Genomic DNA, 5,218 nt, shown 5'->3' with positions numbered 1-5,218 from the left:
CAGCGAAGGCCGCGCCGCGGTTACAACACCTGACGCAGGAACGCCTGGGCGCGCAGGTCCTTGGGCGCGGTAAAGAATTGCTCCGGCGGCGAGTCTTCCAGCAACTTGCCATGGTCGAAGAACAGCACCCGGTCGGCCACTTCCCGCGCAAAGCCCATCTCGTGGGTCACGCAGACCATGGTCATGCCTTCCAGCGCCAGGGTTTTCATCACGTCCAGCACCTCGCCGACCATCTCCGGGTCCAGCGCCGAGGTTGGCTCGTCGAACAGCATCACCTTGGGGTCCATCGCCAATGCACGGGCGATGGCCACGCGCTGCTGCTGGCCGCCGGACAAGCGCGACGGGAACTCATTGGCCTTCTGCGCAATGCCCACCTTCTCCAGCAACGCGCGCGCCTTGCTCTCGCGCTCGGCCTTGCCACGCTTGCGTACCACCTTCTGCGCCAGGCACAGGTTCTCCAGCACGGTCATGTGCGGGAACAGGTTGAAATGCTGGAACACCATGCCGACTTCACGCCGGTAGGCGTTGACGTCGGTGCGCGGGTCGGCCAGTTGCAGGCCATCGATGGCCACCGTGCCCTCGTCGAACGCCTCCAGGCCATTGAGGCAGCGCAGGAAGGTCGACTTGCCCGAGCCCGACGGGCCCAGCACCACCAGCACTTCACCCTTGGCCACGTGGGTGCTTACGTGGTCGACCGCACGCACCACCTGCCCACGGGTGTCGTAGACTTTCACCAGATCACGGACTTCAATCACTTTGCGCAAGCCTCCGCTCAAGCCGGCTGGCGATATGCGACAGCGGCAGGTTGATCAGCAGGTACAGCCCGGCGACACAGAACCAGATCTCGAAGGTCGAGAACGAGGTGGTGATCGCTTCGCGGCCGCTCTTGGTCAGCTCGGTGATGGCGATCACCGACACCAGCGAGGTGTCCTTGACCAGGCTGATGAACTGCCCGGCCAGCGGCGGCAGCACGCGCTTGAACGCCTGCGGCAGCACCACGTGACGCATCGACTGCCCGGCACTCAGGCCCAGCGACCGCGCCGCCTCGCCTTGCCCCTTGGCAATCGATTGCACCCCGGCCCGCACGATTTCGGCCACATAGGCGCCGGTAAACAGCGCCAGCGCCGCCACCCCGGCAAATTCGCGGGACAGGTTGAGCACCGTACCGATGAAGAAGTAGAAGATGAAGATCTGCACCAGCAAGGGGGTGCCGCGTACCAGTTCGACGTACACCGTCGAGAGGTCGCGCAGGGTCGGGTTGCTCGACAACCGGCACAGGCCGGCGAACAAGCCGATCAGCAAACCAAGTACCCCGGCCGCCACGGAAATCCACACCGTGGTGAACAGGCCCCAGGCCAGCGGGCCTGCCGCCCACTCATGGGTCACGCCGATCAGGTCGCCTTCGGCCACGTCGTCGCCACGGGACAGTTGCAGGCTGGCCTGCTCGACCTCCAGCACCTGCTCGGCGCCGCTTTCGTCACGCAGGGTGACGCGGGCCATGTCGCCCTTGCGCTCGATAGCCTCGAGGGTGCCGTTCTCGGCCGCGCGCTGGGCCACTTCGGCATGGTAGGCGAAGTACTGCGGCACGCGGTTCCAGCGCCACTCGTAGGAAATCACCGAGGTCGCGTAATACAGGCTCAGCGCCAGGCCGATCAGGACCAGTGCGGTCAGCCCGTGCCAGGGCCACTGGGCTTTCTTGTGTTTGATCACGAGGGTACTTCCGTAAAAGCGAACGCGCAGGGCCAGCCTGCGCGTCGGGTTTCAAGCCGGGCCTTGGGCGACGGCCTTATTCCATGTCTTTCTGCCAGGCGGTGTCCTTGAACCACTTGTCGTGGATTCGCTCGTAGGTACCGTCGTGCTTGATCTGGTGCAGGAAGTTGTTGATGAAGTTCAGGCTGTCGTAGTCGCCCTTCTTCAGGCCGAAGGCCAGCGGTTCGAAGGTGAACGGCTTGTCGAGGAACAGCAGCTTGCCGGCACCGGCCTTGTTCACCGCCACCACGTTGTAGGGCGCGTCGTAGACGAAGGCGTCGGCCTTGCCGTTGACCACGTCCATCACCGCTTCCTGCTCGTTGTCGTAGCCGTGGTACTTGGCCTTGCCGATCAGCTTCTTGGCAACCATCTCGCCGGTGGTGCCCAGCTTGGAGGTCAGGCGGTACTTCTCGTTGTTCAGGTCTTTGTAGGACTTGATCTCGTCTGCCAGCTCCTTGCGGATCAGCAGGGTCTGGCCGACCACGATGAAGGGTTCGCTGAAGTTGAGCTTGAGGTTGCGTTCCTGGGTGAGGGTCATGCCGCTGCCGATCATGTCGAACTTGTCGGTCATGAGGGCCGGGATGATGCCGTCGTAGGCGGTGGAGACCATTTCCAGCTTGACGCCCATGGACTTGGCCATGGCCTTGAGGATATCGACTTCGAAGCCGATGATCTCGCCGCGCTTGTTGGTCATCTGGAACGGCATGTAGGTAGGGTCCATGCCTACGCGCAAGGTGCCGCGCTTGACCGCGTCATCGATTGCACCGGCTGCCTGTGCGGCGTTGACCGCCACCAGTGCCGCGACGCCGATCATCAGCATCGACAGATACTTCTTCATCATCACCAGATCCCCCAGCAGTAAAACTTCGAGTTTTATTATCGGGGGGGATGCTAACGCATGGGGGGCGTTGTGGGTATCAGAAAAGGTGGTGAGGCCTTCGCTGGCAAGCCAGCTCCCACAGGTACTGCGCTGCGCCCAAGAGCAGCGATAACCTGTGGGAGCTGGCTTGCCAGCGAATGGGCCGCAAGGCGGCCGCTCGGTTCAGGCGCTGGCCAGGCTGGCCTGCGGCTGATGCTCCGGGTGCAACGGCAGCAGTGGCGAATGCGGATCGTTGGCCTTGGAGGCACGCCACACATCCAGCCACGCCCGGTTGTCTTCGGCCCATACACGGCTGTGCAGCCGCGCCAGGGCTACCGGATCGCTGAGCAGCGCCAGGCGGGTCGCGCCATCCAGTGCTGCCGGGCCGACCTCAAGGGCCTTGGCGATACGCTCGGCACGGTTGCTTTCGACCACCTCTGCGACGCCATGGCGCGCCGTCGCCAGCGCACACGCCAGGGCGTTCTGCTGCGGGTCGACCACCGCCCGCACAAAACCGTCCTTCAGTGCATGCCAGCGGTTTTCGTGGGTGTACTGGTCGGTCGCCAGCAGCTCATGCGGGATCGCGTATTCCTCAGGGATCAGGAACAGCTTCTCGTCCTTGGCGCGCAGGCCCAGGTTGGTGCGGCTGGAGATCACCGACACCGGGATCGACAGCATCAGCGAGCCCACGATCGGTACCAGCCACCACAGGAAGCTCGGGTTCAGCCACGCCACCAGCAGGGCCCAGGCCAGGCCCAGCAAGGTCTGCGGACCATGCCGACGGACCGCTTCGCCCCACGGCGTGGAGTCATCGTCACGTTGCGGCGAGTTCCAGGTCGCGGCCCAGCCGAGGAACGCGGCCAGCACGAAGCGGGTGTGGAAGATCATCCGCACCGGCGCCAGCAGCATGGAGAAGAGCATCTCCAGCAGCATCGATGCGGTGACCTTGATGCGCCCACCGAACTCGGTGGCACCCTTGGCCCAGATCAGGATGATGCTCAGCAGCTTGGGCAGGAACAGCAGCACGATGGTGGTGGAGAACAGCGCGATGGCCTTTTCCGGGTGCATTGTGGCCACAGCGGATACAGCTGGCGCGGTTCGAGGAAGTACTGCGGCTCCATCAGCGTGTTGGTCGCCAGCAGCGCGGTCGACAGCACCAGGAAGAAGAACCACAACGGCGCCGACAGGTACGACATGACCCCGGTCAGAAACACCGCACGGTGCACCGGGTGCATGCCCTTGACCAGGAACAGGCGGAAGTTCATCAGGTTGCCGTGGCACCAGCGCCGGTCGCGCTTGAGCTCGTCGAGCAGGTTGGGCGGCAACTCTTCGTAGCTGCCCGGCAGGTCGTAGGCAATCCACACGCCCCAGCCGGCACGCCGCATCAGCGCCGCCTCGACGAAGTCGTGGGAGAGGATCGCACCGGCGAACGCGCCCTTGCCCGGCAACGGCGCCAGGGCACAGTGCTCGATGAACGGCTTCATGCGGATGATCGCGTTGTGGCCCCAGTAGTGCGACTCGCCCAACTGCCAGAAGTGCAGGCCGGCCGTGAACAGCGGGCCGTACACGCGGGTGGCGAACTGCTGCATGCGCGCATACAGGGTGTCCATGCCCGACGCCTTGGGCGCGGTCTGGATGATCCCGGCGTCCGGGTTGGCCTCCATCAGGCGCACCAGGCTGGTCAGGCAGTCGCCGCTCATCACGCTGTCGGCGTCCAGCACCACCATGTAGCGATAATCGCCGCCCCAGCGACGGCAGAAGTCGTCGAGGTTGCCGCTCTTGCGCTTGACGCGGCGACGGCGGCGGCGATAGAAGATACGCCCGAAGCCCTTGGCTTCGCGGCACACCTGCAGCCAGGCCTGTTGCTCGGCCACGGCAATGTCGGTGTCGTTGGTGTCGCTGAGCACGAAGAAGTCGAAGCGGTCCAGGTCACCGGTGGCCGCGACCGACTCGAACGTCGCCCGCAGGCCGGCGAACACCCGCGGCACGTCTTCGTTGCAGATCGGCATGACGATGGCGGTACGCGCACCGGCCTCGATCGGCTCGTTGCCGGCACTGCTGCCGGAAATCTTGTACTTGTCGCGCCCGGTGAGCAGTTCGAGGAAGCCCATCAGGGCCGTCCAGAACCCCGCCGAGACCCAGCAGAACAGGATGCCGAACAGCACCAGGATGCTGGTCTGCAGGGCATACGGCCATACTTGGGTGACGGTCTGCATGAACGACTGGTGCATGACTTCGTCGAGGTCGACGAACGACCAACCCTGGTACGGCAGGATGCCCTTCATGTACCAGCCGGCGACGATGGTCTGCCCGAGCATCAGCGCCAGCAGGATATAGCGGCGCATCGAGCCGACCCAGCGCCAGCGGGCCTTGGGGCAGCTCGCGCTGCTCGGGGCGGCGGCGCGTTGGTGCGGCCGGGTGACCCGGCGCCAGGCGCGGATCAGGATGTTGGTGCGCCACGGCTCGGGGGATCACCCCGGGGTGCGGCGGATCGGCGGCGTGGCCTTGAGGCACACGCGGCCGCTGGCATCGAGGGGCGAGCATCTCGGCCTCTTGCATTTTCTGCCCGCGCTGTCCAGGGGTCAGGCGGCTGCCCCACCGACCCCTTGC

General features: G+C 65.0%; 3 protein-coding genes and 1 pseudogene. All 4 read right to left on the bottom strand.

The genetic code is table 11. The features are described 5' to 3' along the window. Positions 1 to 20: 20 nt before the first annotated feature. Complete coding sequence (locus G3436_RS24910) at positions 21 to 755, bottom strand: ATP-binding cassette domain-containing protein (RefSeq protein WP_163950709.1); 735 nt, start codon at positions 753 to 755, stop codon at positions 21 to 23. Beyond that, positions 748 to 1,710: an ABC transporter permease subunit gene (locus tag G3436_RS24905; RefSeq protein ID WP_163950702.1), complete on the bottom strand. Its 963-nt coding sequence runs from the start codon at positions 1,708 to 1,710 to the stop codon at positions 748 to 750. The genes G3436_RS24910 and G3436_RS24905 overlap by 8 nt, the downstream gene beginning before the upstream one ends. A gap of 76 nt (positions 1,711 to 1,786) precedes the next feature. Further along, positions 1,787 to 2,587, bottom strand: a complete 801-nt coding sequence (locus tag G3436_RS24900) for a transporter substrate-binding domain-containing protein (protein ID WP_163950706.1) — start codon at positions 2,585 to 2,587, stop codon at positions 1,787 to 1,789. A gap of 204 nt (positions 2,588 to 2,791) precedes the next feature. Then, positions 2,792 to 5,218 (bottom strand): annotated as a pseudogene (mdoH, locus tag G3436_RS24895) (glucans biosynthesis glucosyltransferase MdoH); the annotation flags it as partial.

Origin of the sequence: Pseudomonas brassicae, from assembly GCF_010671725.1 — a bacterium.
Lineage (GTDB): Bacteria > Pseudomonadota > Gammaproteobacteria > Pseudomonadales > Pseudomonadaceae > Aquipseudomonas > Aquipseudomonas brassicae.
This window is presented reverse-complemented; position numbering and strand designations above follow the sequence as displayed.